At 47.3% G+C, this 3,712-nt stretch carries 3 protein-coding genes and 1 pseudogene; all 4 read left to right on the top strand.

The genetic code is table 11. The features are described from left to right. Nucleotides 1-799 (top strand): annotated as a pseudogene (locus WBA23_RS22780) (hypothetical protein); the annotation flags it as partial. Then, complete coding sequence (locus tag WBA23_RS22775; protein WP_424584579.1) at nt 792-1,160, top strand: hydrogenase maturation nickel metallochaperone HypA; 369 nt, start codon at nt 792-794, stop codon at nt 1,158-1,160. The pseudogene WBA23_RS22780 and the gene WBA23_RS22775, both read left to right, overlap by 8 nt. A gap of 198 nt (nt 1,161-1,358) precedes the next feature. Beyond that, entirely contained in the window at nt 1,359-2,081 is a 723-nt protein-coding gene (hypB, locus tag WBA23_RS22770; protein WP_424584578.1) for a hydrogenase nickel incorporation protein HypB, read from the top strand. A gap of 6 nt (nt 2,082-2,087) precedes the next feature. Beyond that, a partial coding sequence (gene hypF, locus WBA23_RS22765) for a carbamoyltransferase HypF (RefSeq protein ID WP_424584577.1) occupies nt 2,088-3,712 on the top strand: 1,625 nt, incomplete at its 3' end.

The raw sequence follows: 3,712 nt of genomic DNA, 5'->3' as shown, positions 1-3,712 counted from the left end.
ACTCTGGGATACTCTTACGTATTTGGAACGACAAGAGCGGATGGCGGAAGTGGGACTACTACTGATTGATGCTTCCGAAGTAGCCAATATTTCCGAAAGCTACTCCGAGTCGTTGGGATATATTAATCGGGCGTTGGACATCTTTAAAGAGAATGATTTGCCCGAATTAGTAGGAAGCAGCTTGCTACGAAAGGGCACGCTGTTGTACACTTGGGCCCAAAATGGTAATCCTCAGTTCTATAAACCGGCCATTGACACCTATCAGGAAGCACTAAAAGTATTTAAGCGAGATGAAGCTCCTGAAACCTTCGCCCAAATCCACGCCCAATTAGGGGTGCTCTACGCTGAGATGTCGGATCTACAGCAGAAAAAAGGCATTTGGGCCGCAGTATCCGCCACCTCATTTCAGGAAGCACTCAATTATTTTACCAAAGAAGAGTACCCATACGAATACGGCCTAATGTGTAACAACTACGCCAATGCGCTGACCAAATATCCGACTGCCTTGCGAATTGATAACTACGAAAAAGCGTTAGAATACTATAACGAAGCATTAGCCGTACGCACCCCCGCGTATCCCTACGAACGGGCAATTACGCTGCTTAATTATTTGGAAGCCAGTTGGTTTCTAGATAATGGGGAGGAAGATTTTAACCACGTTCGCTACCGGGATATGCTGGACAAGGCTCAGGAGATAAAGTCGCTGGTGGATGCGCCGGACTTGGTAGCTGAGGCTGAGCGGCATTTAGAGCAGTTGGCGCAATTGAAGCAAGAATCAAAAAGCGAGGGGTATGCATGAAGTATCGTTGGTGAGAAGTATTTTTCGTACCCTGGAAGACGAATTTCCGGCAGATAAAATGAATCGGCTGGTGCAGGTAAACTTGCAGGTAGGAATGCTATCCAACGTGGAGCCCATTCTGATGCAAAATGCTTTCCAAGCATTGACTGAAACCGAAACGCAGTATCAAGCAGTGAAATTAGAAATAGAAACCGTTCCGGTAGTCATCTACTGCGCCGGTTGCGACCGAAAGTCGGAAGTGCATCAGTATAAATTCGTATGCGAAGAATGCGGACAGTTAAATAACAACGTAGTGCAGGGAACCGAACTGCTCATCCATCAAGTACATTTCAATGAACAATTAGCAGTTAGTAATGAATAATGAAAATATGAGGGGTGAAATGAGAGATGTGAAAATTTAAAAAATGGTTGATTAGGAACGGATAAAATAGATGGAAGAAAATAGAAACCGTGAGCTTAGTGTTACTATTCACCTTTCCGGTCTTCAGTCCCGGCGGGGAACCGCTCCGGTTTCCAGTCTCCTTGTTCCAACACCTAATCCCTAAAACCCAATATAATTATGGCAATAGAAAAATCAAGCAAGGGAGCGAGAGGAAGCGTACAGTGCGAAAATACCTCGCTTAATTTGTTGAAGGCTAACGACTTTGTGGCTGAGAATATTCGCAAGGAAATGCAGCGTAGGAATATTCTGATGATCAATATTACCTCATCGGCGGGTAGCGGAAAAACCACGTTGTTGCAGGAAACCGCTCGGCGCATTAGCGATCAGGTAAAGATGAAAGTGCTGGTAGGCGACCTGGAAACCGAACGGGATGCAGCCCGAATTCGCGAGGCCGGAATAGAAGCTATGCAAATTGTAACCGGGGGCATTTGCCATTTGGAAGCGCAAATGATATGGCAAGCGATGGACCAAATTGACCTAGATGGTGTAGAGTTACTGATCGTCGAGAATGTAGGAAACCTGGTGTGTCCGGCTTCCTTCGATTTGGGCGAAGATTACCGGGTAACGCTGATGGCTACTACCGAAGGTGACGACAAGCCCAAGAAGTACCCCCGCATGTTCCTGACCAGCGATCTGATGTTAGTATCCAAGGCGGATTTACTGCCTTACTTGCCCTTTTCAGTGGATGCCGTGGTGAAGGATGCGCGCGAGGTAAATCCCGATATAGAAGTTTTACAAATTTCTAGTACCAACGGCGAGGGTATCGATGCTTGGTGCCAGTGGCTGCTGAATAAAGTTAAAGAAAAGAGAGAAGAGCAAACTGAGGAAGCAGCCGTATAACTAGTTTTGGCAACCTATCAAATCCATATTCAAGGACAAGTACAGGGAGTCGGGTTTCGCCCGTTTGTCTACCAACTTGCGCAGCGGTTCAGCCTCTCGGGGCAAGTAAGCAACCGTAGCGATGGAGTCCGCATTTGGGTGAACGCTACCCAATCGGTAGCAGAACTACTTTTGGAAGCTGTCCTTCAGGAGCACCCTCCCGTAGCTCGGATTACTAATTATGATCTCCGAGAAGTAGCTCAACAAGCATTTAGTAATTTCTCCATCGTTCATAGCGAAAATACCCTCCGACGGGATGTCTTGCTAACCCCAGATTTGGGACTGTGTCTTAAGTGCCGGTTGGAATTAAACCAGCCAGGTGATCGTCGCTACCAGTACGCATTTACTAATTGTACCCACTGCGGCCCTCGGTACTCGATTATTAAAGGGTTGCCCTACGACCGGGTGACCACCGCGATGGCTCCCTTTGACCTCTGCACCGATTGCCAGCAAGAATACGATAATCCCACTAATCGACGCTACTACGCCCAGGCGAATACCTGCTCGCAATGTCCGGTCAAGCTCTCGCTCTACGACGCCCAACAAAAACCAATCATCAATCATCAATCATCAATCGTTAATAAGGTTGCTGAAAAATTGCAAGAGGGTGCGATTATCGCTATTAAGGGAGTAGGCGGTTATTTATTAGTTTGCGATGCTACGAACCCGGGAGCGATAAGTACACTGCGAGCAAGAAAACATCGCCCGACGAAACCGCTAGCTGTGATGTACCCATCGTTGGCGCAGTTGCAGCAGGATATTCCAATAGATAACAAAGCTGCAGAACTGCTGACTGGCTCAGTATCTCCCATTGTTCTGCTTCCGATAACTGAGGCGGTAAAACAGCGAATAGCACTTAATCAAATTGCTCCCAATCTACAGCAGGTAGGAGTAATGCTACCGTATGCGCCTCTGTTTGAAGTTCTGATACAAGAAGTGAATCGCCCTTTAGTAGCCACCAGTGCCAATATCAGCGGATCACCGATTGTCTACACCGAAGAGGCAGCCGAACGCCAATTATCAAACTTGGTAGATTTTCGTCTGACGTATAACCGGGAGGTTGTCGTTCCGCAGGATGATTCGGTGGTTCGGTTTAGCTCAGAAGTCAAACAAAAGATCGTGCTTCGTCGCTCACGCGGGATGGCCCCGACATTTGTACTGCCGCAACCACTGATTCCCGAAAAAAATATTTTGGCGATGGGAAGCGACTTAAAAAGCACGTTTGCCTATACTCAGTGCGGTAACCAGTACGTCAGCCAGTATTTGGGCGACTTAGGCAGCTATGATTCTCAGGAAAGTTATCGGAAGGTGCTCGCTCACCTACTTGAGGTATTTGATTCGCAGCCGGAAGTAATCCTGACCGACCGGCATCCGCAATATTTCTCTACTCAATTAGGAAATCAGTTAGCTGAAGAATTTCAAGCTCCGGTAGAAGGCGTTCAGCACCATCAAGCGCATTTTGCGGCAGTACTGGCCGAGAACCAACTGATGGATGCCGATCAACCCGTGCTGGGAGTAGTTTGGGATGGTACCGGACTAGGCGATGATAATCAGATTTGGGGCGGTGAGTTTTTCTCGTATCAAAACTATTC

This window comes from Tunicatimonas sp. (assembly GCF_049647865.1).
GTDB lineage: Bacteria > Bacteroidota > Bacteroidia > Cytophagales > Cyclobacteriaceae > Tunicatimonas.
This window is presented reverse-complemented; position numbering and strand designations above follow the sequence as displayed.